Annotated in this window: 22 protein-coding genes and 2 tRNA genes; 11 read left to right on the top strand and 13 right to left on the bottom strand. The window is 57.7% G+C overall.

Translation table 11 applies throughout. The annotated features are described in order from the left end of the window. The first annotated feature begins 67 nt into the window (after nt 1–67). Complete coding sequence (locus AC2FIS_RS06640) at nt 68–937, top strand: LysR family transcriptional regulator (protein ID WP_496772465.1); 870 nt, start codon at nt 68–70, stop codon at nt 935–937. A gap of 215 nt (nt 938–1,152) precedes the next feature. On the opposite strand, the gene AC2FIS_RS06635 is transcribed toward AC2FIS_RS06640, so the two are convergent. The 8 genes from AC2FIS_RS06635 to AC2FIS_RS06600 all read right to left on the bottom strand — a co-directional run bounded on the left by AC2FIS_RS06635 (nt 1,153) and on the right by AC2FIS_RS06600 (nt 8,305). Next, nucleotides 1,153–1,229 (bottom strand) — tRNA-Met (locus AC2FIS_RS06635). Nucleotides 1,230–1,310: 81 nt separating this feature from the next. After that, a complete protein-coding gene (locus AC2FIS_RS06630) occupies nt 1,311–2,285 on the bottom strand; it encodes an alpha/beta fold hydrolase (protein ID WP_496772464.1) in 975 nt (324 codons plus the stop codon). A gap of 4 nt (nt 2,286–2,289) precedes the next feature. Then, nucleotides 2,290–3,027, bottom strand: a complete 738-nt coding sequence (locus AC2FIS_RS06625) for an NAD(P)/FAD-dependent oxidoreductase (RefSeq protein WP_496772462.1) — start codon at nt 3,025–3,027, stop codon at nt 2,290–2,292. After that, on the bottom strand, nt 3,012–3,194 hold the full coding sequence (locus AC2FIS_RS06620) for a hypothetical protein (protein ID WP_496772460.1): 183 nt from the start codon (nt 3,192–3,194) through the stop codon (nt 3,012–3,014). The genes AC2FIS_RS06625 and AC2FIS_RS06620 overlap by 16 nt, the downstream gene beginning before the upstream one ends. A gap of 121 nt (nt 3,195–3,315) precedes the next feature. After that, nucleotides 3,316–5,736, bottom strand: a complete 2,421-nt coding sequence (locus tag AC2FIS_RS06615) for a GcvT family protein (RefSeq protein ID WP_496772459.1) — start codon at nt 5,734–5,736, stop codon at nt 3,316–3,318. 110 nt (nt 5,737–5,846) lie between these two features. Continuing rightward, a complete protein-coding gene (locus AC2FIS_RS06610; protein WP_496772458.1) occupies nt 5,847–6,086 on the bottom strand; it encodes a hypothetical protein in 240 nt (79 codons plus the stop codon). A gap of 59 nt (nt 6,087–6,145) precedes the next feature. Beyond that, nucleotides 6,146–7,300, bottom strand: coding sequence for an aromatic ring-hydroxylating oxygenase subunit alpha (locus tag AC2FIS_RS06605; RefSeq protein WP_496772457.1), 1,155 nt, complete (start codon nt 7,298–7,300; stop codon nt 6,146–6,148). 99 nt (nt 7,301–7,399) lie between these two features. Then, complete coding sequence (locus tag AC2FIS_RS06600; protein WP_496772456.1) at nt 7,400–8,305, bottom strand: LysR substrate-binding domain-containing protein; 906 nt, start codon at nt 8,303–8,305, stop codon at nt 7,400–7,402. Between the two features lie 556 nt (nt 8,306–8,861). Here AC2FIS_RS06600 and AC2FIS_RS06595 point away from each other — a divergent pair. The 5 genes from AC2FIS_RS06595 (at nt 8,862) to AC2FIS_RS06575 (ending at nt 15,046) form a co-directional block, all read left to right on the top strand. Next, nucleotides 8,862–10,688 (top strand): BCCT family transporter, encoded by a 1,827-nt coding sequence (locus tag AC2FIS_RS06595; protein ID WP_496724166.1) that lies wholly within the window; start codon nt 8,862–8,864, stop codon nt 10,686–10,688. A gap of 156 nt (nt 10,689–10,844) precedes the next feature. Further along, nucleotides 10,845–12,392, top strand: a complete 1,548-nt coding sequence (locus AC2FIS_RS06590) for a trimethylamine methyltransferase family protein (protein ID WP_496772455.1) — start codon at nt 10,845–10,847, stop codon at nt 12,390–12,392. A gap of 76 nt (nt 12,393–12,468) precedes the next feature. Further along, entirely contained in the window at nt 12,469–13,572 is a 1,104-nt protein-coding gene (locus tag AC2FIS_RS06585; RefSeq protein WP_496772453.1) for a mandelate racemase/muconate lactonizing enzyme family protein, read from the top strand. Nucleotides 13,573–13,583: 11 nt separating this feature from the next. Next, nucleotides 13,584–14,315, top strand: coding sequence for an SDR family NAD(P)-dependent oxidoreductase (locus AC2FIS_RS06580; RefSeq protein WP_496772533.1), 732 nt, complete (start codon nt 13,584–13,586; stop codon nt 14,313–14,315). Beyond that, nucleotides 14,312–15,046: an SDR family NAD(P)-dependent oxidoreductase gene (locus AC2FIS_RS06575; RefSeq protein WP_496772452.1), complete on the top strand. Its 735-nt coding sequence runs from the start codon at nt 14,312–14,314 to the stop codon at nt 15,044–15,046. Before AC2FIS_RS06580 ends, AC2FIS_RS06575 begins: the two co-directional genes overlap by 4 nt. Nucleotides 15,047–15,050: 4 nt before the next feature. Here AC2FIS_RS06575 and AC2FIS_RS06570 read toward each other — a convergent pair whose 3' ends face one another. From AC2FIS_RS06570 to AC2FIS_RS06555, 4 genes are read right to left on the bottom strand one after another with little or no spacing between them, the layout of a single operon-like run. Beyond that, entirely contained in the window at nt 15,051–16,391 is a 1,341-nt protein-coding gene (locus tag AC2FIS_RS06570) for an NAD(P)/FAD-dependent oxidoreductase (RefSeq protein WP_496772451.1), read from the bottom strand. Then, on the bottom strand, nt 16,388–17,884 hold the full coding sequence (locus AC2FIS_RS06565; RefSeq protein WP_496772450.1) for an aldehyde dehydrogenase: 1,497 nt from the start codon (nt 17,882–17,884) through the stop codon (nt 16,388–16,390). The genes AC2FIS_RS06570 and AC2FIS_RS06565 overlap by 4 nt, the downstream gene beginning before the upstream one ends. 3 nt (nt 17,885–17,887) lie before the next feature. Beyond that, nucleotides 17,888–18,805 carry a dihydrodipicolinate synthase family protein gene (locus AC2FIS_RS06560; protein ID WP_496772449.1) on the bottom strand — a complete coding sequence of 306 codons (918 nt, stop codon included), beginning with the start codon at nt 18,803–18,805 and terminating at the stop codon, nt 17,888–17,890. Nucleotides 18,806–18,812: 7 nt separating this feature from the next. After that, nucleotides 18,813–19,523 (bottom strand): GntR family transcriptional regulator, encoded by a 711-nt coding sequence (locus tag AC2FIS_RS06555; RefSeq protein ID WP_282121123.1) that lies wholly within the window; start codon nt 19,521–19,523, stop codon nt 18,813–18,815. A 137-nt stretch (nt 19,524–19,660) separates the two neighbouring features. On the opposite strand from AC2FIS_RS06555, the gene AC2FIS_RS06550 reads away from it, so the two are divergent. Together AC2FIS_RS06550 and AC2FIS_RS06545 are read left to right on the top strand one after the other, a co-directional pair. Continuing rightward, nucleotides 19,661–20,611, top strand: a complete 951-nt coding sequence (locus AC2FIS_RS06550; protein WP_496772448.1) for a GlxA family transcriptional regulator — start codon at nt 19,661–19,663, stop codon at nt 20,609–20,611. Nucleotides 20,612–20,996: 385 nt separating this feature from the next. Then, a complete protein-coding gene (locus AC2FIS_RS06545) occupies nt 20,997–21,500 on the top strand; it encodes a hypothetical protein (protein ID WP_496772446.1) in 504 nt (167 codons plus the stop codon). 328 nt (nt 21,501–21,828) lie between these two features. On the opposite strand, the gene AC2FIS_RS06540 is transcribed toward AC2FIS_RS06545, so the two are convergent. Continuing rightward, nucleotides 21,829–21,903, bottom strand: a tRNA-Thr gene (locus tag AC2FIS_RS06540). Between the two features lie 83 nt (nt 21,904–21,986). Here AC2FIS_RS06540 and AC2FIS_RS06535 point away from each other — a divergent pair. From AC2FIS_RS06535 to AC2FIS_RS06525, 3 genes are read left to right on the top strand one after another with little or no spacing between them, the layout of a single operon-like run. Then, complete coding sequence (locus AC2FIS_RS06535; protein WP_199520031.1) at nt 21,987–22,142, top strand: hypothetical protein; 156 nt, start codon at nt 21,987–21,989, stop codon at nt 22,140–22,142. A 6-nt stretch (nt 22,143–22,148) separates the two neighbouring features. Next, nucleotides 22,149–23,417 (top strand): UDP-N-acetylglucosamine 1-carboxyvinyltransferase, encoded by a 1,269-nt coding sequence (gene murA / locus AC2FIS_RS06530; protein ID WP_496772444.1) that lies wholly within the window; start codon nt 22,149–22,151, stop codon nt 23,415–23,417. Further along, complete coding sequence (locus AC2FIS_RS06525) at nt 23,414–23,890, top strand: DUF2948 family protein (protein ID WP_058275388.1); 477 nt, start codon at nt 23,414–23,416, stop codon at nt 23,888–23,890. The genes murA and AC2FIS_RS06525 overlap by 4 nt, the downstream gene beginning before the upstream one ends. Nucleotides 23,891–23,895 lie beyond the last annotated feature (5 nt).

Genomic DNA, 23,895 nt, shown 5'->3' with positions numbered 1-23,895 from the left:
AACAATTGAGGCGACATCGCAAATCAGAATTGCTATTTCTTGGCGTAGAAAAACTGAGTCTAAGGCAATGGCTGTTCTCCCAAGACGCCCGAAAGGGCCACCTCTTAACGCACTCCGCGCTTTTGAAGCTGCGGCAAGGCTGGGCAGTTTCGTAGCTGCTGCCGAAGAGCTGAGCGTCACTCCCGGTGCGATTTCGCAACATATAAAGACAATTGAAGCGTGGGCGGATGTGCCTCTGTTCCGGCGAAACGCGCAAGGGGTTGAGCTGACCGCGCCCGGGCGCCAACTGGCTGGTGATTTCACCCTGGCCTTCGATCAGCTTGCGGCCGCAACGCAGAACTTGCGGAACCTGAGCCCGAGCGTTGAGATCCACATCGCCGCCCTGCCTTCGGTCGCGCAACTTTGGCTGCCGACGCGTTTGGGGCGAATCCGAAACACTTGGCCGGACATGAAGTTTTCGGTAACGGCCATGGAAACACCGCCTCGCCTATCACGTGATCTGTTTGATCTTTCGGTCTTCATTGCCGAACCTGACGGGGCGGCTGATCAAATTGTAATCGCGGAGGACGTCATTTTCCCGGTTTGCGCGCCGGAACTGGCCGAGAGTTTCGACTTTGAATCCACACCGCTGCTGCACGATCAGACATGGCATGATGACTGGCGGCGGTGGTCCGAGGAGACGGGGACAATTATCAGCGATCCTAACAAAGGGCCGAAATATTCGCTTTACGGTCTTGCAGTCGAAGAGGCGAAATCCGGAGCTGGTGCCTTGATGGCGCATGGATGTCTGATCGAACCTGCGCTCAAGGCCGGGCACTTGGTGCGTGTATCGGCGCAAGCCTGCGAAACAGGCCGGTCGCTGGTGATAAACCTTCCGCATCCATCGAGGCGACGCGCGGAACTTGAAGTAATTGTCGAACTATTGCGGGAAGGTTAGCGACGATGGGGCGATGACTACTGCCCTTATAAAGTAACTGAACTTTGCGAGGATGGTTTCGGAGAGTAATTGAGATCTCGACCATGCAAGGTCCGACTAACGAGTTTCCTGAGTTGGAACTGATATGCCGGGATGCAGCCCAATTCAGCCACAGCGACAAGATCACAAGAAGTGTTTGGGCCTGTGATTGCGACGGTCTAATTTGAATGGGAATTTGGTAGCGGAGGAGGGACTTGAACCCCCGACACGCGGATTATGATTCCGCTGCTCTAACCAACTGAGCTACTCCGCCATGAGTGAGAGGCGATTTAAGCGAGGGGCCGGAAAGGGTCAAGGGGGAAACACCGCCTTACAGAGATTATTTTTGCCCCGATCAATCTGCTTTGGTTGCCTGTTGTGCAGCGACCCCAGCAGTATCAGCAATTCTACGAATGAAGGCCGCGCAGGCGTCGGGTGCGGTGATCGGGATCATATGGCCCAACCCTTCTATCTTTTCGTCGCTCAGCCCAAACCGGGTCATGGGGGCACCGTTGGCGTTGGGTGAAAGTATGGTGTCTTGTGCCCCGTACAGAATGCCTCCGGGTACGGACAGGTCGGTATAGCGGTCTACCTGGACTCCGATACTTTCATCCACCCCGACAACATCCTGCGACGCGGTAATGAAGGCCGAAGGGCGCAACCCCAGCGCACCGCCGGCGCGGTCCAGAAAGTCATCTGGCGCGGGTTCCGGATCGAAAACGGCTCCCAATGTATGCGGGGCGGTCTTAGCCGAAATGGGGACAGCGATCGTGTTGCCGATAAAGTTGCGCAACCACTCGGTACGGATTTCCAGCGGTTTGAAAACTTGCGGCGTATTCGACAGCTTTTGCGTCAACGGGGCGAGCAAAGCGAGCGCTTTGGTTTTCTCCGGGTGTTCCAACGCCATGGCCAGCGATACGGCCCCGCCCAATGAGTGCCCGATTAGAACGGCGTTGGAAATGCCTTTGGTGTCCAGAAACTCCTGAATCATGCGGGCCTGTTCGGGCAGGCGCCCAAGATCGGCGCTATCGCGAGTTGAGTATCCGCAGCCAGGGCGGTCGACTGCGATGACGTGATAGTCATCCGCCAACAGGTCCATCAGAGAATAGGTGAAATGCTGCAGCTGCCCCGCAAGCCCGTGGATCATGATGACTGTCTGCTTAGTGGGGTCGCCCTTTTCCACGTAATGAATGCTGCCGCCGCGCACCGGGACAATCTGTCCAAGTTGCGGGACGCGCTGCAACCCCTGCCGGGTCAGTCGCCGGGTCCACAGGTTCATGCCGACAAAGAAGCCGCCGACCAGAAGGGCGATAACTAGAATTGTGGTCATCTCATCACTTTCCGCCTGAGGAAGGGGCAGGTTGGTATTGTTCCAGCCCGGATTGCGCCATGCGCTTTTCATACTCTGAAACGGTCCCGGGCCAAAGCGTCGTGTTCCGGCCCTGTGCATCCTGATACCATGAGGCGCAGCCACCCACCTGCCATACGCTGCCTTCGTGCCGTTCGCGCATCTCCTGTTCGAAGGCTTCCTGGTAGTCCGGGCGGGGTGCTATGATTAGTAGTCCGTCGCGGTTCATCTGGTCCAGCACTCGGCCGATGTGGCGAACCTGTGCTTCGATCATCAGCACAACCGAGTTGTGACCGAGGCCGGTATGTGGCCCGAGCAAGATGAAAAAATTGGGGAAACCTGCGATGGCAGTGCCCAGATGCGCTTTCATCCCGTCCGACCATGCCTGGCGCAATGTCAGGCCATCGGATCCCGTTATGTCGAGGCGCTCAACAACATCTGTCACATGAAACCCGGCTCCCCAGATGAGGATATCGGCCTTTGTTCGGCTTCCGTCCGCTGACAGGATCTGATCGTCCTCAATTGATGCCATCCCGTGTGGGATCAACGTTACAATTTCGCGCGCCAGTGCCGGGTACCAGCCGTTGGAGCTGAGGTTGCATTTGCAGCCGGTCCTGTAGTTTGATGTCAGGTGTTTGCGCAGATCCAGGGTGCGATTGGGCCTTCCGGGCGTGGCACCACCTGCACAAGCCCGGCTCCAATCCGGGTTCAGATGCGTTGCCATGGAATAGAGATGCGAGGGGATATAGCACGCAACATCGGGATATGTGTTTTCACGCCACGTCTCGCCGATCTCATCCGCTTTTCAAGGTTTGCACTGTCTTGGATGCCGCGTTTGCAGGCCTCAATCACCATGATCAGGCCGGAAAACCCGGCACCGACGATCAGCATATCAGTGCGATTATCCGTGCGCCCACGCTTCCCAAAACGACCGTAATGGTTTGGTCAGCCTATAAGCGCAGAGGTGTGTGTGAACAGCCTCCCGTCGGGTCAGGGGCTGTTCACGGTTCCTTTAGCCGCGCAGGATTTTGCCTTTTGGATCAAAGGGCGGTTCGGACAGAATGGTCGCCTTGTGCGGTTGTCCCAGCACCATCACCTCGACCTCGTCCTCCGGTTTGGCACCAATCACAAAACCGAGCGCCAGTGACATGCCGACCGAATAGCCATAGGCCCCAGAGGTCACGCGACCGATGCCCCGTCCGTCTTTGAAGATCGGCTCGCCTCCGGTCGCGTCGGCGTTCGACGCGGTCGTATCGGCCTCATCCAGATGCAGAAGGACCAACTGTTCGCGGGCGGGCTTGGCCAAAACGACCTCGGTGGCATTCTTGTTCAGGAAGTCCTTGCCGAACTTGCACAAACGGCCCAGCCCAACCTCATGCGGCCAGTATTCGGGGCTGTATTCGCGGCTCCACGAGCCATATCCTTTTTCGACCCGCAACGACATCAGTGCTCGGCTTCCCACTGGGCCTGCGCCAAACTCCTGACCGACCTGAAGCATGGCGTCATACAGGCGGGTCTGATCTTCGGTGGCACAGTGAACCTCCCACCCCAGATCACCCGTGAACGAGACCCGTAGGGCCAGTACTTCGATTCCGGCCAGTTCGATTTTGGCGGATCGCATGAAGGGGAAATCCTCGGTGGCCAGCGAGGTATTGGTCAGGCGCTGCAATAACTCGCGCGATTTTGGGCCAGCGACGTTGAACCCGCACACGGCCTCGGTCCGGCTTTCGAAAGTGGTACCATCTGGCAGGGGGACCTGTTTGAAGAACCGTTTGTGATACCGCTCGGCCATTCCGGATCCGATGATCCAGAATTCGTCATCGGCCACACGGGTTACAGTGAAGTCCCCAGCGATTCCTCCGCGTTTCGAGATCAGCGGCGTCAGGCAGGACCGACCTACAGCCTCGGGCATAGTGTTGGCGAAAACTGCGTTGAGCCAACCCTCGGCCCCGGGGCCTTTGCAGACATATTTGGCAAAGTTCGAGATGTCGATGATCCCTGCGCGGTCACGCAGCATACGGCATTCCTCGCCAACCGATCCCCACCAGTTCTGACGCGTAAAACCATTGGTGTCTTTGGCGCCCGGAGTGTCTGCGAACCATAGCGGATGTTCCCAACCAGCATTCAGGCCGAAGACGGAACCCATTTGAGCCTGCGTGCCGTAGACAGGGCGCGTACGCGCCGGACGACCTGCGCTGCGCTCTTCGTTGGGGAAGTGAATGGCGAACCGGTGGGCGTACTGGTCCTGAACGCGGGCCATTGTGAACTCTTTCGTCACCCAGTCATCGAACCGAGCCATATCCCAAGCGAACATGTCGTACTGCGTTTCGCCTTCGATGATCCATTGCGCCGCCATCAGGCCCATGCCACCGGATTGCGAAAAGCCGGGGATGATGCCGTTGCAGCAGAAATACCCGTCGACCTCGGGCACTGGACCCATCAACACATTGCTGTCCGGTGACCAGATCATCGGCCCGTTGATCACACGCTTGATCCCGGCTTCTCCCACGGCGGGCAGACGTTCGATGGCGTTCATCATGTTCTCTTCGATCCGTTCCAGATCGTCGGGGAACAGGTCATGCGCAAAATCCAGAGGCGTTCCGTCCTCGGCCCAGAATTTCATGTCTTTCTCATAGGCACCGACCAGTAGTCCCTGACCTTCCTGCCGCAGATAATACTCTCCATCACGGTCACTGACCGAGGGCAGGCGGGTGCCATGCGCGGCTACGTCCGCCATGGTCTCGGTCACGAAATACTGGTGTTCGGTCGGTTGCAAAGGGAGTTCAATCCCGGCCAGTTTGGCCACTTCGCGCCCCCACAAACCGGCGGCGTTCACGACCCATGGGGTATGGATGTCGCCCTTGGGCGTTCGTACGATCCAGGTGCCATCTTCCTGCTGGTCGGTCGCCGTGACAGGGGTAAATCGATGGATCTCGGCGCCGCGTTGCCGTGCGCCGACGGCATAGGCGTTTGTGACGCCTGAAGGGTCCACGTTGCCGCCGTCGGGTTCGTACATGACACACCGAATGCCGGCATAGTTGACCAGTGGGTTCAGGCGCTGGGCCTCTTCTATGCTGATCTCATAAAAATTCATGCCGTATAGCTTGGCCTTGGCGGCCTGCAGCTTCAGTTGATGTTCACGCTCTTCGGTCTGGGCGAGGTAAAGCGAGCCAGGCTGGAACACGCCGCAGCTTTGGCCGGTTTCGGCCTCAAGCTCTTTGTACAGGTTCATCGTATAGTGCTGAATGCGACTGATATTGGTGCTGTCATGCAGCCCGTGGATGTTTGCCGCCGCATGCCAGGTCGAGCCTGATGTCAGCTCATCCCGTTCCAGCAGCACCACATCCGACCATCCCAACTTGGTCAAATGATAGAGGATCGAACACCCGATCACCCCACCGCCAATCACCACCGCCTGTGCATTCGTTTTCATGAGCCTGCCGTATCAAAGTTGGTCCCGCGGCCATGTGTCATCATCGTAATGGCATCGGCAACGGACATAAATTTCAAGTTGGGTTGAGTGAGTTTAATCTGAGGCTAAACTCAGAAATCCAGCTTATGCGCCCGGCCATATGCGACCAGCCGCTGGTTCAGCGCATCAGCTTCGGGCGCGCCGGATTCCAGCGCGAAAATGAAGGCATGTGTCAGGTAGAAACAGGCGGCGTCGATGTCTTGCATCGCTTCACGCTCATCCGCGGCTATCGTATAGCATCGGATCAGATCGGCATGATCATTTCGATCATGTGCGTTCAGCAAGAGGCGATCCAGCTCCTGTTTGTCCATGGGCGTCCCCTTCTACGGGCAACCGGTCAGCCACCCAGCGGCTGAACAATCCAAAAGGGTTACTCCGCGCGGCCGTTTTCAACTTGCGTCGCGACCCAATGGTGGAAGTTATGCGTCGGGCCATCCATCGCGGGCGAGAACCGTCCGCCGTCGAACAGCATTCCATGTCGGCCCTTTTGCATGCCTTCGACCACAAAGACATCCTCTTCGAACACGGTTTTCCACAGCTGCGCGTTTGAGGCACGCAGCCCGTCATGTTGGGGCGTGTCTTCGATGCTTTTCGCGTAATACAATTCGATATGTTCTACCGTGTTTTCCTGATCGACTGGCTCCAGCACGATTGCGAAAGCATGGTCGCGCTGAACGCCCAGCAGAACGTTCGGGTACAGAGCTATATACTCTGCGCCTTCGTCCCATTTGTCGCTTAGCCCGTCGAAGTCCGGGAAGGTCGCGCCGTCCTGATCTGTCAGTTGGCGATAGACCATAGTGCCTTGTCCGGAATACTGGCCGCGTACCTCGATGTTATAGTGATCCTCCAGCCGGGAATAGCTGTTCAGACCGGGATGTACCCACGGCAGGTGATAGCTCTCGCAATAATTCTCGACCGCCAGTTTCCAGTTGGTTTTGACCTCCAGCTTGAACGACGACGTTTCACCGCCGTGAAAGACGGGTTTGTCGAACTCTTCCCATCGCTCCAGCAGGGCGCCGTGAACCTCTTCGAATTCCGGCGCAGTGCCGTCAACATTCACAAAGATCACGTCGCGCCAGACGTAGGATCGCACGCGGATCAGACCCAGGTCTTCGCGATTGACGTCTTCGTGCTTGTTCTGGCCGGGACCACCCACATGCGGCGTTGCGCGCAGTTCTCCCTTCAGGCTGTAGCACCAGCTGTGATAGGGGCAGCGGATTGCGCCGCCGATCTTCCGGGGCGTGTCGACCAGGATCATCCCGCGGTGGCGGCAGGTGTTTTGGAAAACGCCAACCTCGCCGTCTTTGTCCCGGACAATCAGCAGCGGCATGCCCAGAAAATCGACTGGTTTTGCATCGCCTTCTTCCGGAACATCCTTGCCGAAGCCGATCCCGGACCAGTTGGCATACAGCACAGAACGCTTTTCTTCGTCGAAAACGATCGGATCGATGTAGTGTTCGTTCGGCAGGCCATTTGCGACGTTTACATCGGCCAGAACGGAAGACAGCGCGGTATGCTTGTTCATCGGGCTCTCCTGAGGTTTTGCTGGATGCTATTAATCTCTATTGGCGGATTGAACCTGTTGGTCTCAATATCAGAAAAGCTCATCAGAGAGTGATCTCACCTAAACCGAACCTTCCTGTACCTCTTGAACGATCCAGTTTTTCAGGGCGCGGGCACTGTCTGAGAGTTCTTCATCCGGGCGCCCGACCAAATAAAACTGGTTCGGCGCGGGCACTTGATGTGTGCCGATAGGAACCAGTTTACCTGATTGCAGCATGGGTTGTATCAGCCTCTGCCAACCCAGCGCCAGTCCTGCGCCCTTTCGTGCAAGCTGCAACGCGACGGAATAGCTGTTGACGCGGGATTCAATGGGCACTGTACCATTGTACCCAAGCTGCTGGAACCATTCGGGCCAGGTGGTCCAGGTGCGGTCTTCTGAATCCAAATGGATCAGTCGTTCAGAGGTCAGGTCTTCAAGACCGGCCTCCGCAAGCCTTTCCGCCATCTCGGGACTTCCGACCGGGACTAGCTGGTCGCGAAACAGCGGAGTGTGTGACAGGTTGGGATCGGTGTCCCGCCCATAGCGAATGAAAAAGTCGACGTCAGGCCGATCGCGAAAAGGCCGATCCTGTGACAGTTGATCAACATTGACCTCGGGCATGTCCCGCCAGAACCGTATGACGGCCGGAGATAGCCACAACGCGGCAACCGCGGTTGTCGATCCTACGGTCACCTTTCCGGCTGTCGATCGGTCGCGGATCATGCTCAGCGTTTTTGAGATGCGCCCGAAGGACGTGGACAGCGCGTCATAAAGCGCCTTGCCATCCTCGGTCAGATCAACGCCGCGATGCTTGCGTTGAAACAACGGTGTGTCCAGATCGCCTTCAAGCGCCTTGATCTGGTGACTGACCGCGCCGGGTGTGACAGACAGTTCAACGGCGGCATTCTTAAAGCTCAGGTGGCGGGCGGCGGCCTCAAAAGCTGACAAGGTTGTCAGCGGCGGCAGGTTGTAGTGGCGTCTGGACATGGAAGCTGGTGAATCGTTTTTCGGTTTAGTTTAATTTTTATCAACTCAGTTTTAGTTTTTTTGAAGGTGAAAGCTATAGCGCTTTTGATGATTTGATGTTTTTCTGGCTCAAGTTAAAGGCGGATGTCGCATTTTTCGTCAATGCGTCGGTTCTGGCCGAATTTAGAGCGGAGCGCCACTATAGTCAGTTCTACCAACAAACGTTGTGTTTTTCGGGCTTTTCGAGAGAATTTACCGGGCGTCCCAAGACGGTACTGCGACACAACGATGTCCCGAACTGACAAACGGGAAAGGTCGAAAGGGGAAGTGAAGGAGGCGCGAACCCATTCCCGGTTGGTAAGACCGAGTATCGCCTGATTGCACGGTGCGTTGAATTCAATGCAACTCACAAGGCGTAAGACCATGCGGCGGTGCCGCATTTCTGATACACAGAAACGAAACAAGAAAGAGCCGATACGTCTGCTGCAGCACCTTCCCCATCGTTCGAGGCGATTGGGCGAATTGCGTGAAATGCAGAGACAGTATCGCAATTGATACAGCACCACGGAGGAGCAACATGTCGATACCTGAACCCTTTACGGATCTAGAGATAGAAACGGCCGATGCCGGATTCTATGAAAATTATAGTGTCCCAATCGCCCTGATCAGTAAGGGCATCATGGTTGCCCTTGTGCTATGGGCACTTGTCTTCCCGGCCAATGCCAACAGCACACTTGGCAGCTGGAACGGAAAGCTGCTGGAAGTCTTCAACAGCTTCTACGTGGTCATTGTCGGCCTGTTTGTCATCTTCCTCGTCATTGTTGCCGTCCTTCCGTCGACCGGAAAGCGGGTTATGGGAACTGTGGGCGAAAAACCCGAGTTTTCGAACTTCTCCTGGTTCTCGATGATGTTCGGAGCGGGTCTGGGTGTCGGCCTGATGGTTTTTGCCACCGCTGAACCGTTGGGTCTGTGGGGATCGAACCCCGAGGTCGTGGCCGGTGCAGTTGCGGGCAATGATCCAGAGTCCGTTCAATCCGCGTATCGGTATACCTTCCTGCATTATGGCTTTCATGCCTGGGCAATTTACGTGGTGACCGGCCTGTCGCTGGCCTACTACGCCTATACCCGTGACATGCCTCTGACCATTCGCGCGGCTCTTACCCCGCTTTTCGGTCGTCTGATGAACGGTTTTCTCGGCCACGTCGTTGACGTTCTGGGCGTTGTTGCAACGATCCTGGGTGTGTCCGTCACTATCGGATTTGGTGTCAGCCAGTTCATCGATGGTCTATATGCAATCACCGGCATGGAATGGATCATGGATTTTGGTGGTGAAGTACCCACGCCTAGCAAAGTTGGTCTGATCGCAGGTCTGGTTGTCATCATGGGCCTGTCGATCATTTCGGCGGTTTCGGGTGTTGGTCGCGGTGTTAAGTACCTGTCGAACCTGAACCTTGTTCTGTCGATCATCCTGCTGGGCACCTTTGTGATCTTCGGCTCATTCGTATTCGCTATGACGACCTATGGCACAGCGCTGTTTGACTACCTTCTGCATTTCCTCTCGCTAAGCTTTGGTGCATATGGTCCGTTGTCGACCGAAGCGTTTGCGGCGGCTTTGCCTGCAGAAGCGCAGGCGCATGCTGCTGATCTGGTGGGTGGCGCAACCAACGCATGGGGCAGCTTTGACGGCTTCAAGAGCGGTCTTGAAGGCGCTGCAGCTCAGTTGAGTGACGACACGCTGGCGGCTGTTTACGCCGCAGGTGAGCAAGGCCGTCAGTTTGGCTGGCAGTCGGGCTGGACCACCTTCTACTGGGCTTGGTGGATTGCGTTCTCGCCGTTTGTGGGCCTGTTCCTGGCGCGCATCTCCAAGGGTCGGTCTGTGCGTGAGTTCATTCTTGGCTGCGTATTGGCGCCGGCGCTGGTTTGCTTTGCCTGGATGACTGTTCTGGGTGGTACTGCGATTGATCTGGAATTGGCTGGTGCAGCTGAAGGCGCGATCATTGGCGCATCGAACACCAACAAGCTGTTCGTGACGCTGTCTTACATGATCGACGGTGGGCTTCTGTCCATGCTGAACGTCATGTGCGTGATCCTGATCATGACCTTCCTGGTGACGTCTGCGGACTCGGGCATTCTGGTTATGAACACCATCATGTCCGGTGGCAGCCAGGAAACCGGCGTCAAGCACCGTATCATCTGGGGTGTTATCCTGACCGCCGTGATCGGTGCGCTGATCTTGGCCGCTGGTGAAAACAACCCGATGGACGCGTTGCGCAATGCGATGATCATCGGTGCTCTGCCCTTTACGGTTGTTATGGGGCTGATGATGGTTTCGCTGACCAAGGCGCTCTATCGTGACGGTCGGCGCGACAAGCATGCTGATGCAAGCACGCAGGCCGCTGAATAAGCGCAGGTCTTAATGCCAAAACAGACGCCGCCCCAGCCGGGGCGGCGTTTTTCGTTCCGGGTGTCCATGTCGTTTCCTGCAAACAGATATCGCAATCAGTGAGGTGCGCCGCCGCCGAATCCGCCATTCTGATCAGCAAGATTGGAGGATTGCCCCGTGAACATTCGTACTGCGACACGCTCGGGCGGACGCTCTGCCCGCCGCGCCCTGCGCACCGCCCCGAACTTTGAAATGCTGCCTGGCCTGACCAGAGGCATCCCCTTGTGTGAGGTGATGGATGGCGCTCAGGTCGAACGCATCGACAGTGCCTCGATGGACATCCTTGAGAACGTCGGCGTTCAGTTCCGAGACCCCATCGCGCTGGAAGACTGGAAGAAGGCCGGTGCCAAAGTCGATGGCGAGCTGGTCTTTCTGGATCGCGGTTTGGTGCGCGAGTTGATTGCCACCATACCCAGCGATTTCACCTATCACGCACGGGACCCGAAAAAGAATGTGCGGCTGGGCGGGAGGCACTCGATCTTTGTACCGATGACCGGCGCACCATTCCTGCGCGATCTGGACGACGTGCGCCGAAATCCGTTGCTGGAAGATCTGGCGATGTTCCACAAACTCAGCCACATGATGCCTGCGCTGCATTCCTCGGCGCATCACATCGTGGAACCCTACGACCATCCGATCAGTCAACGCCACCTGCGCATCACCTACTCGTCGATGAAACACTCGGACAAGACGTTCATGGGCATGACGACCTCACCCAAGAACGCCGAAGACGTCATGGACATGTGCGCGATCCTGTTTGGCGAGGAATTCCTTGAAAATCACCCTGTGACTACCGGTAATTGCAATGGCAACTCGCCACTGGTGTGGGACGAAACCATGCTGGGTGCGTTGCGGGCCTTTTGCCGCCGCAATCAGCCGGTGCTCTGCTCACCCTTCGTTCTGGGGGGGGCCAACACGCCCGCATCTGTTCCGGCCACGGTAGCCCAGTTGAATGCCGAGGCGCTGAGCGCGCTGGCCTACACGCAGGTCATCCGCAAGGGGGCTCCGGCGATCTATGGCCACTACCTGTCGACCGTGTCGATGAAGTCCGGTGCGCCGATGGCGGGTACACCCGAGATCAGCCTGATGAATTTCATGATTGGCCAGATGGCACGGCATTATGACGTCCCTTGGCGTACTTCGAACACGTTGGGTGGGGCCAAAACCTTTGACGCCCAGGCCGGATATGAATCTGCCACCACCTTGCAGGCAGTCATGCATGCGGGCGCCAACTACATCTGGCACTCGGCCGGATGGAATGAGGCCGGGATGCACTGCTCCGTCGCCAAGTTTATCGTCGACGCCGAACAATGCGCGATGGCTTACCGCATGGCCGAGGGGCCGAAATGGCACGATTTCGATCAAGCCCTCGCTGCGGTTCCGGATGTTGGGCCCGGTGGTCATTATCTTGGTCACCCCCATACACAGGACAATTTCCAGAGTGCATTCTTCATGCCCGAGCTGTTCGACAACAACTCGATTGAGCAATGGCAGGCCGAAGGGAGGGTCGAAATCACTGCGCGCGCCCTGAACCGCGCGCGCGCGTTGCTGGCCGAGTATGAAGAGCCGAAACTGGATGAGTCGAAAAACGAAGCCCTGCTGGATTACATCGCCCGACGTGAGCGTGAAATCCCGGCCGCTGATGAGCTGAACCAAAGTTACTGAAGTTATTCCCCCGTATTCCACCCGCCCGGCCAGTTGGGCGGGTTTGTCCCTTCAATAGCAGTACGGAACACAAGTCGTGAAAATCGCTGAAATTCACATCTATAGCCACGATCTACCTGTCAAAAACGGCCCGTACACAATGGCCAATGCCGAGGTCTGGGCACTGGACACCACATTGGTCAAAATGGTGGCCGACAACGGGTTGGTCGGATGGGGCGAGACTTGCCCGGTTGGCCCCACCTATGCTGAGGCCCACGCCGCTGGCGCTCGGGCTGCGTTGGCTCAGATGGCCGAAGGACTATTGGGTGCCGAGGTCTCTCCACTAGGACTGCACCGACGGATGGATAGGCTTCTGAATGGACACAACTATGCCAAGGCGGCTATCGACATCGCGGCACATGATCTGCTGGGCAAGAAATTTGGGATCAGCGTGTCGGAACTGCTTGGCGGTGCCGAGGTAGACAAGGTTCCGTCATATTATGCGACGGGGGTTGGAGCACCCGACGATATAGCCGTTCTGGCCAGGGAAAAATTGGCCGAAGGTTACCCGCGCCTCCAGATCAAGGTTGGTGGTCGGCCGGTTGAAATTGATATCGAAACCATCCGCAAAGTGTGGGAGGCAATCGGCGGGTCAGGCATGCGCCTGGCCGTGGACGGAAACCGCGGCTGGACAACTCGTGATGTGTTGCGTGTCAGCCGCGAATGCCCGGACATTCCGTTTGTCATGGAACAACCCTGCAACACGATCGAAGATCTGCAAAAGATACGGTCACAAGTGAGCCACCCGATCTACATGGACGAAAACGCCACCAATCTGAACACGGTTATCACTGCGGCGGGCACTGGTCTGGTGGATGGGTTCGGTATGAAGGTCACGCGGATCGGTGGCCTGCAGCCCATGCGCGCGTTCCGAGACCTCTGTGAGGCGCGTAATCTGCCCCATACCTGCGACGACAGCTGGGGAGGCGATATTATTGCTGCGGCCTGCACGCATATCGGCGCGACTGTTCGGCCCGATCTGCTGGAAGGCGTTTGGCTGGCTGCGCCATACATCGAAGGCAATTTCGATGCCCAGAATGGAATTTGCATTGAAGGTGGGCATATCCAAGTTCCAACCGGGCCGGGGTTGGGCGTCGTTCCCGACGAAACCCGCTTTGGCGCGCCGGTCGCATCTTTCTGATGGAGCATATTATGGAGTTTGCAGGAAAATCGGCTTTGGTCACGGGCGCTGCGGGGGGGATCGGAACCTCTCTGGTGCGCCGCCTACGTGCCGCCGGCGCGCAGGTTGCTGTTGCTGACCGCCTGACCGACGGGATTGAGGCTGATGCCCATCTGCCCGGTGATCTGCTGGACCCGGCCTATACCGATGCACTTCCGCAAAAGGCAGCAGATGCGCTGGGCGGGCTGGACATTTTGGTCAACAATGCGGGTGTCATTACGCGGGGTGCCGTCACCGAAACCTCGGATCAGGATTGGTCTCTGTCTCTGGGCGTGAACGTCGAGGCCCCCTTTCGCATTTGCCGCGCTGCGATCCCGATTATGGCTGCAAACGGAGGCGGGGCGATCGTAAACACCGCATCCTGCTGGGGCCTGCGCCCCGGTCCAAACCACGCTGTCTACTGCATGACCAAGGCCGCGATTGCCTCTCTGACCCAATGCATGGGGATGGACCACGCCCATCAGGGCATCCGCATCAACGCGGTTTGCCCGAACGAGGTGAACACACCCATGTTGCGATCCGGTTTTGCCAAGCGCGGGTTCGACCCGGACACAGCTGTCGCTAAGCTGGGGCAGACTGTTCCCTTGGGGCGAATTGCGGAACCCGAAGACATTGCTGATGTGATCCTGTTTTTGGCCTCGGAGGCGTCGCGCTATATCTGCGGCGCGGTGCTTGAGGTGAACGGAGGCAAGCCAGTATCATGACCCGATTTGAAGGCAAAACCGCCCTTGTCACTGGCGGACGCAGCGGGATCGGTCGGGCCATTGCTGAACGACTGTGTCAGGACGGGGCAAGGGTTTTTACCGCACAACGCGGGCAAGATCCCAGGTTCGCAGGGATCGAGGCAGATTTTGGTGATCCGAGCAGCCCGCAATCTGTAGTCACTCGGGTCGTTGAGCGGGCAGGGCGTCTGGATATCCTCGTCAACAACGCGGGCATGATGCAGGAAGCCCTTGTCGAAGACATGAGCCTTGAGGATTGGCAGCGCAATCTGACAGTCAACCTGACGGCTCCTTTTCTGCTGATCAAGGCGGCGCTGCCCCATCTGCGGCAGACGCAAGGGAACATCGTCAACATCGGCTCGGTCGAAGGGTTGGGCAGTAATCCTGGCCATGCGGCCTATTGTGCGACCAAGGCCGGATTGCACGGATTGACCCGTGCCGTCGCCGTGGATCACGGGGCGGAGGGGGTCCGGTGCAACGCGGTGGCGCCCGGCTGGATCGACACCGAACTGAACATGGATTTTATCGACGCGCAGCCTGACCCGAATGCTTTTCGCCGGGACATTGGCCGCATTCATCCCGTCGCCCGTACTGGCCGACCAGAGGAGGTCGCGGCAGTGGTGGTGTTTCTTGCGTCTGAAGAGGCCAGCTTTGTCACCGGTCAGATTTACACGGTGGATGGGGGCCGCATGACCAAGCTCAGCCTGCCCTGACAGGTCATTCCTTGCCCGAACGCCATTCTTTCCAGATCAGATAACTGTTTGCACCCAAAGAGGCGAACGGCTCTGGCGGCAGGCGCGGCGGCATCGGTTGGGTCAGGAAATGATCCGCAATGTCCGATCCGCCCTGCGTGACCAATTCCGCCACTGCCATGCCCTGCAATGTCCCTCGGGCAATTCCCAAACCGTTCTGACAACAGGCCGAGAAGACGCCCTCATCCAACGCTCCGAATGCCGCTGACCCGTTTCGGCTAAGGCAAAGCATTCCGGCCCAACGATGCTCCATTCGTACATCGGGCAGATGCGGAAACCGTTCACGAAACTTGCGGTCGTGCACCCAGCCTGCATTGCGCAGGCGCATTGGGCTGGTCTCGATAGTCGGGTGAAAAGTTGAACAGGACCGGATCAGAATCCGGTCGCCATAGCTGCCTGAGACCCGCCGGACCGAGGTGCCCATCGGATCAGCCGGAGTGACTGACCAGCGGGATTGACCGCCCAATGTCGTAATCTGTTCAGGCGTCAAACGCTCGGTGATCGACGCGTAAAGGCAGATATGCATCAGCCGGCGTTCGTAAAAGCCAAAGCTCTCCAGATGGCCGTTATTGGCCAGAATTATGCGGCCCGTCGAAACCTGCGCTTCAGGTGTTTTCACCAGCCATCCCACGCTTTGTTTTTCAAAGCCGGTAACGGGAGAGTTTTCGAACAGATCAACCTGTGACGACAGGTGAGAGGACAGAGCCCGAATGTAACCGGCGGGCTGGATCATCACCGTGCCGGGCGCATAAAGGCCCGAGGAATAGTGCGGACTGCCCGTGATCTCTTGCATCTGTTGGCGGTCAAAAAGCGTGCAGGGCTCTCCCAACCGATCCAGATGCGCGGCGAATTCGCGGTTGTGTCTGTCCCCGGCTCGTGTGGCGGCGGCATTGTATTTGCCACATGGGTCGAACATTTCCTGCGGCAGGTCGCATTCATCTGCCACGCTCGTCGCAAACCTTATTGCGCGGCGGTTTAGGGCTATGGTTGCGCGGTCCGCTTCCAGCCCGCCTCCGGCGTAATTGTCCGAGGCCAGATCATGGGGCAGATCGATCATGAAGCCCGAATTGCGGCCAGCGGAACCTTCGGCAAAGCGACCAGCCTCTAGCAGAACAACCTTGAGCGCCGGGTCAAGCTGGCGCAGCCTGCGCGCGGCGCTCAGCCCGGCAAACCCGCCACCGACAATTGTGACATCGGCTGAGATGTTCTGTTCAAGTCGGGGTAGCGATGTTTGGGGCGGCAGAATGGCGTTCCACCCCGCCGGCCCGGTCTGTCGTGGCAGCCGTTTTGCAGTATAGGCCGTCAATCGATCGCCTCATCCGCGTCATCGGCCAGATCAATCCAGATGGTTTTCAACTGGGTGTACTGGTCGTGGGCATGGACCGAGTTATCGCGGCCACCAAAACCGGATTGTTTGTAGCCGCCGAAGGGGGTGGTGATATCGCCCTCGCCAAAGCTGTTCACCGTCACGGTTCCGGCGCGGATCGCCCGCGCGCCGCGGATGGCTCGCTTGGCGTTAGCCGTAAAGATCGAAGCACACAGGCCATAGTCGGTGTCATTGGCAATCTTGATGGCCTCGTCAAAGCCAGACACTTCGATCACCGACAGAACGGGACCAAAGATCTCTTCGCGCGCTAAAGTGCTGTGATTGCCGGGCACTTCGACCACGGTCGCTTCGACAAAACCCTTGTTGGCATTGCCACCAATCACCACGTTTTCGGCTTGCTCTAAGTAGCCGCAGACCTTGTTGTAGTGGCCTTCGCTGACCAACGCGCCCATTCGGGTTTCCGGGTCCAGCGGATCACCGATGTTCCACTGCTTCGCGTGATGGGCGATCCGCTCCAGCAACTCGGCCTTTACGTCCTTGTGCACGATCAGACGGGACGAGGCGGAACAATTCTCACCCATATTCCAGAACGCGCCATTCACGACATGGGCCGCCACGCGGTCAAGGTTCTCGGCGTCATCCATCACGATGGCCGGGTTCTTGCCGCCCATCTCCAACACCACCTCTTTGGCGTTGCTTTCCGCCGAATAGGTCAGGAACCGTTTGCCAGTGACGGTCGAGCCGGTGAAAGAGACCATGTCGATATCCATGTGCCGACCAATCGGCTCACCCACGTCAGCACCGCCACCCGGAACGATGTTCAGAACGCCGCGCGGCAGGCCCGCCTCCATCGCCAGTTCCGCGAGGCGCAGGGCGGTCAGCGTGGTCTCGGTTACTGGTTTCACCACAACCGAGCAACCCGCCGCCAAGGCAGGCCCGATCTTCCACGCCAGCATCAGAAGCGGGAAGTTCCACGGCAGCACCAACCCCACAACTCCGATGGGTTCGCGCACCACCATGGCGATGTGGTCGTCGCTGGCGGGCGAGACCTGATCATAGATTTTGTCGATCGCCTCGGCATGCCATTTCAGGCAATGGATCGTTTCGGGGATATCCACGGTTTCGCAGTCATAGATGGTCTTGCCGCTGTCGATACTCTCCATCACTGCCAATTCACGGGCATTGCGGGTCATCAACTTGGCCAGTCGGATCAGTATGTCCTTGCGATCCGAGGGGTGCATCCTGGACCAGCGTCCATCGTCAAACGCCTCGCGCGCTTTTTCGACGGCAAAATCCACATCCGCCGCGTCGCAAGCGGCAATATCGGCCAGTTTCTCGCCTGTAGCGGGGTTCACCGTCTCAAAAGTCTTGCCAGAGACAGCCGGGCGGAAAGCGCCGTCGATGAAGGCCCCGGTGGGCAAGGTCAGGCCCGCAGCGATGGATTTGTATTCGTCCTGTGTCAGCAATTCCATGCCTTAGCCCTCCGCCACGATATCTGCGATTGTTTTCTTCAGCACGCGCGTCACCTGTTCCAATGCGCGTTTGTCATCCTTGTTCAGCCCCTTTAGCGGGGGCCGCATCGCGCCTGCGTCGATCCCGTTCATGGTGACGCCATGCTTGATGGTCTGGATGAACTTGCCGCCCTGTTCCAGCACCCGCATCAACGGCATCATGGCGGACATGATGCGGCGGCCCTTGGCGAAGTTCCTTTCGACAACGCAGGCTTGATATAGTGCTACATGTTCGGCTGGCAGGAAGTTCGACCCACCGCAGACCCAGAACGGTGCGCCCCAGGCGAAGAATTCCAGCGCCTGATCATCCATGCCGCAGCCAAGCTGGATATGCGGGTAATCCCGCGCCAATAAATGCACCCTGTTGATATCCCCCGAGCTTTCCTTGATGCCGCAGAAGTTCCGACTGCGCCCCACGCGGTCAAGGAATTCCTCGCCCATCATCGTACCGGTGCGGTGCGGGTAGTTGTACAACATCACCGGCAGGTCGGCGGCCTTGTCGATGGCCAGCGCGTTCAGGGCGTTTTCCCGATCGGTCGGCACCGAATAGGGTGGGCTGGCCAGCAGGATCGCGTCTGCGCCAATCTCACGCGCGCCCGAGGCCAGCGCGATGGAATCCGGCGTCAGCATCGCGCCGGTTCCAACAACCAGAGGCAACCGACCTTTCAACTGCTTATTCGTGAACGACGCCACTTCCAGCCGTTCTTCGACGGTCTGGGCATAGTTCTCACCCGTTGACCCGCCCGAGATCAGCCCGTGCACACCATTCTCAATCAGGTATTCGATCACGTGGGACAGGGCATCCCAGTTCACGCGGCCATCTTGGTGATAGGGCGTGACCACCGGGGTATAGATCCCCTCAAATCTGAAAATCGGGTTCATTCCGTCCTCATGCAGGTTTCGAAAGGGGCGGGATACCCATCGGGATATCCAACGCGGCAGGCATCACGAACAGTTCGATTTGGTCGCGTGACAGGTTCCAGTGATCCTCGGCCAGCTGCGCAGCAGCCGCCTCATCGCCCGCCTCGATGGCGGCGATGATGGCGTCATGCTGGCGACTTGCTTCGGACAGGTTCTCGGTCTTGTGCACGGATTGGGGTCTATAGAAGGTCATCCCGATCCGTGCGTGATCGATCAGCAACCGGTTGAATGATGGCCGCAAGTAGACATTACCTGACATCTCTCCGGTCACATCATGAAAGCGGTTATTGGCCAGCGCCCGATCTTCGGCGGATCCGGATTGCAACGCGGCCTTGAATGCCTGTTGCGCGTCTTTCAGGTCGTTGATCTGCGTCCGCGTGGCGTTCTGCGCGGCAAGTCGCAAAACTGCGCCATAGACCATGGGTGCAGCCAGAAAGAAGTCACGTAGGGTGGTATAAGACATCTCGGATACCCGGGCACTGCGGTTGGTGCGCAAGTCCAGATAGCCTTCGCCCGCCAGTTGCCGGAACACTTCGCGCAAGGGTGTCCGGGACAAGCCAAAAGCGTCGGACAGATGCGCTTCGTCCAGATCTGTGCCTGGTTGCAGGCGCAGCGTCAGGATCGACACCTTCAGGTGCTCCATCAACTCTGCCTTACGGGATTTGGCGTCGTCTTTCATCCGTTCCTCCAACAGTCGCTGCGCGAATCGTGTCGGTTAATTCGTTCATTCTCTGTATTCTAAAAAAATACAAGTTGTATACAGAAAAGAATTGTGCAGCATAGGCCGTCGACCACGTCAAACTGAATCGGACGTCTATGCGCCAACCCCGCCACATCACTTTCATCCTGATCCAGGAATTCTCGCATCTCGCCTTTTCCTGCGCGGTCGAGCCGCTGCGCATTGCCAACCTCGTCAGCGGTCAAGATCTGTATGAGTGGTCTTTTGTGTCCGAACACAGCAAACAGGCCGTCTGTTCCAACGGGTCGGTGACTTTGGTTCATGGCGGACTGGACGCGCTGCCAAAGACCGACCAGCTGTTTGTGCTGTCAGGTATTCATATGCGAAACCATGTCTCGCGCCCTTTGCTCGCGACCCTGCGGCGCGAGCGGGCGAGAGGTACGGCCATCGGCGCCTTGTGTTCGGGTGCGTGGTTGCTTGCCGAGGCAGGATTTCTGGACGGGATGCAGGCCGCCATTCACTGGGAGTACCACGATGCCTTTATGGAGGCCTTTCCCGAGGTGAATCTGGTGCGCAGTGTCTTTGTCGCCGATGAAAAGCACATTACCGCCTCGGGTGGCACGGCGACCGCCGACCTGATGTTGCACCTGATTGAAAGGGACCACGGCGAAGAGTTGTCCATCGCGGTTGCTGACCAGATGGTCTACAACGCCGTGCGCAATGCCACGGCCAAACAGCGCGTGTCCCTTCAATCGCGCAACGGGATGCGTAACGCGCATCTCGCCAAGGCAATTCATATCATGCAGGACTGCATCGAGGCACCGGTTTCCCCATCTGATATTGCTGGGCATCTGGGGATTTCAACGCGCCAGTTGGAACGGTTGTTCGGTAAATACCTCAACACGTCGCCCAAGAAGTACTTTATGGAGCTTCGGCTGGAGCGCGCCCAGAAGCTGTTATTGCAAACCGAGGCATCCGTGACCGAAGTGGCAATGGCCTGCGGGTTCGAAAATCCGGGACATTTTTCGCGCGTTTACCGGTCGAGTTTTGGTGTGACGCCACATGCTCAAAAGAACAAGATAGACTAAGTGATAAGGACGGGGGGAGCGTCTCTGTCCTAAGGCGAGCCTGGCCGGACAGGCGCTCACCCCCTGGTCCTGCTTCGTACCCCCTCGTTAAAACTTTACTGGTAAACTGGTCAGCAGGATTGAGTATTCATACATATCGAAGTGGGCATAACTATTACAAGATCGTGTCAGATATGTGTGCTTTTTGTTTAAAACATTAACGTTTGCGGTGTTCACCAGTTGACCAAATGGCTCAAAACAGGCCAACTTATAGGGTGAAATGTATAGACAGACTCTGAAGTTGGCCAAAAAAGACGACAAATCGGGAAATTCTGACCGCAATTCCCATGCCGGCGATGCCGTCAGATTTTATATCTTCATCACAATTTGACGGTGGAGGATATCAATGCACTTGGAAATCGGTAAATCTGACTCCCGCTTCGCCAATGGCGCGGTTTCTCGTGCCAGTCGCGAGCGTCAGATTTGCGATGCGGCCAAATTGGCCGAAGCTGCCTTTTCCGAACTGACCGCTGTTGCGGGTCGCGCACCGGATATGGCGGCGTCCAACGGTCAGGTTTTTCAGGTGTTCCGTTGGTATTTCTTGTCGGCTTATTGCACGCGATTACTGACCAACGCTGCCCATCGACTAGAGCGTCAGACTTTACAGGTCTCGATGGACGTGTTCAGCGCGGTTAGAATGGTCCTGCCGGACACTGAGGTTGAGGCATCCATGGCCCTGGCTCAGGGTGAAGCGGTAACACCGGCCGCGGCGCGCATGAACAAGATCGGATGCCGTGGACATTCCGCGGGCTGGATCGCCGCAAAGCTGAATCAGCAAGGTCGGGACATCCCATCAGAGATCAAGAGCTCGCTTGCGGGCGCATTGTCGGCGTCGGAACGGCGCATTTGACGCGCCCGGGGATCCCAGCACGCGCTGGGTAATTTCGACAAAAAAATTCAACGCACTGTCGGTTTCTCAATGGGAGAGTGGATCGACAAATTCAAGTTTCTCTCGGCAAGTGGGTTTGCATACGCCAAGTCCCAACCCCCGTTTGAGGAAGGTTGCATTCATACTCCGCGTACAAGGCGTTGAGCTGAATGGCCTAAATAAAATCAATACTTCACGCGCAATTCGAACCGCACCACCGCGGCTTGATGCGTCCAATGCACATGCAAGTGGGTACAGGACAGCCACGCTCTCAATCAAGCAGCGGGCGCATTATTCAATGGAGATTGGATGGTGCTGCTGGAGAGAATTGAACTCTCGACCTCTCCCTTACCAAGGGAGTGCTCTACCTCTGAGCTACAGCAGCGCTGTGGGCGGGTGATTAGACTCAAACGAAACGCGGCGCAAGGGTGTCTGGACGGTTTTTTTCGTCTCCTGTAGAGAAAGACAATGGCAGACAAAAATTCACCTAAAAAAGACGGAAAATCCGGGGACGCGCGCGAAGAACGGCTTAAGGCCGCGCTTAAGGCGAATATGGCGCGGCGCAAGGCGCAGGCCAAGGCGCGGGCAGCTTCCGAGGACAAGACCGGCAAGGACGAGGGATAAGAGCAGATGGATTCGATTTTGGTAACGGGCAACGGGCCGCTGAACGGTCAGATACCGATTGCGGGGGCCAAGAACGCATGCCTGACGCTGATGCCCGCAACGTTGCTCAGCGAAGAACCGCTGACGCTGACCAATGCGCCGCGACTGAGTGACATCAAAACAATGACTGCGCTGTTGCAATCGCTGGGGGCAGAAGTGTCTTCGCTGCAAGACGGGCAGGTGCTGGCGATGTCCAGTCATGACTTGACCAGTCAGACGGCGGATTATGAAATTGTGCGCAAGATGCGGGCATCCAATTTAGTGCTGGGTCCTTTGCTGGCACGTTTTGGACAGGCCGTTGTGTCGTTGCCAGGCGGCTGCGCCATCGGCGCGCGTCCGATGGACCTGCATGTCGAAGGGCTTGAGGCGCTGGGCGCCGAGATCGAGCTCAAGGACGGTTACTTGCACGCCAAAGCCCCCGGCGGGCTGAAAGGCGCGGTGCATGAGATGCGCTTTGCCTCGGTGGGCGCAACTGAGAACATCGTCATGGCCGCCACGCTGGCCAAAGGCACGACCGTTCTGAAGAACGCCGCGCGCGAGCCTGAGATAGTCGATCTGGTCGAATGCTTGCGCAAGATGGGCGCGCAGATTTCGGGTGCGGGGACCTCGACCATCGAGATTCAGGGCGTTGATCGCCTGCACGGAGCAACGCATCAGGTGGTGACCGACCGGATCGAACTGGGCACTTATATGCTGGCCCCCGCGATGTGCGGCGGTGAAGTTGAGCTGCTGGGTGGTCGGATGGCTTTGGTCGAGTCTTTTGCGGCCAAGCTGGATGCGGCGGGTGTGAATGTTGAAGAAACCCCAAATGGCCTAAAGGTTGCCCGTAAGAACGGACGTGTTAACGCTGTGGATGTGGTGACCGAGCCGTTCCCCGGTTTCCCGACGGATTTGCAGGCGCAGATGATGGCGCTGATGTGCACGGCCGAAGGTACCTCAGTTCTGGAAGAACGTATCTTTGAGAACCGCTTTATGCATGCCCCGGAATTGGTGCGCATGGGCGCGAATATTGAAGTACACGGTGGTACGGCGACCGTGACCGGGGTTGAACGTCTGAAGGGAGCGCCCGTGATGGCGACGGATTTGCGGGCCTCAGTCTCGTTGATTCTGGCCGGAATGGCGGCTGAAGGGGAAACGACAGTCAGTCGGGTCTATCATCTGGACCGCGGATATGAACATGTGGTGCGTAAGCTGGAAGGCGTGGGCGCAAAGATTGAACGGATCAAAGGCCAATGACAGATGCAAGTTTCGAAGACGGACGCGAAGCCCCACTGAATCTGGGGGCCGAGGACGCCGATGACCTTCAGGTGATCTCGACCCTGGCGCAGGATGCGATTTTCCCAATCACCGAGATGACGTGGCGGCCCTCTGAGCGTCGCTTTGGCCTGTTGCTGAACCGGTTCCGCTGGGAAGACAAGGATGCCGCCGCCCGCCGCGACCGCCCGTTTGAACGGGTACAGTCGGTTCTGGTTTTCGATTCAGTGCTGTCTGTGGCGAGCCAAGGGGTCGAACGCGGCGACAAGGAAATGGTGATGTCCTTGCTGTCGATTGATTTCGAAGCGGGCGAAGACGGTGCCGGGCAGATCATGCTGACACTGGCGGGAGACGGTACGATCCGCTTGTCGGTCGAGGCGCTGGATGTCACCCTCAAGGACGTGACCCGGCCGTATCAGGCCCCATCCGGTCAGGCACCGCACCATCCGGAATAAGCGCG

It is taken from the genome of Ruegeria sp. CDSB113, from assembly GCF_059611045.1.
The sequence above is the reverse complement of the archived record's forward strand: the minus strand, read 5'-3'. Positions and strand labels throughout refer to the sequence as shown.